The organism is Dellaglioa sp. CoH-55-MRSF-7 (assembly GCF_056782235.1).
Genome location: NZ_JBXAYI010000135.1, coordinates 1 through 289 on the forward strand (window position 1 = coordinate 1; position 289 = coordinate 289).

General features: G+C 63.3%; 1 protein-coding gene. It reads right to left on the minus strand.

Features of this window, described 5'->3' with window-relative positions; all coding sequences use genetic code 11:
- On the minus strand, positions 1-207 hold a 207-nt coding region (locus AC1RPU_RS08155), incomplete at its 3' end, for a hypothetical protein (RefSeq protein ID WP_481769670.1).
- Positions 208-289: the final 82 nt, after the last annotated feature.

Genomic DNA, 289 nt, shown 5'->3' on the forward strand with positions numbered 1-289 from the left:
CGGGCTTCTTTCCAACACGCCCGCGCGGCGCGGTCTCACGCTCTGCACGTTCGGCACAGACTCAACCAGCGCGAACAAGACAAACAAGCCGCGTTCGCTTTCATCGGTTGTCGTGTCGTCGGTTCCCGTGTGCGAGTGACCGCAACGCGTGTACACGGTAACTTCTGCGCCTTCCGGGATTGCGGCGATAAGCGGATTCGTCGTCATCGTCAGCCCCTTACGCGAGCTTGCCGCGCGAGTCGTGTTTTTCGCGTCGGGCCTTGCGCCGCGCCTGTTCGCGAGTGCGCAC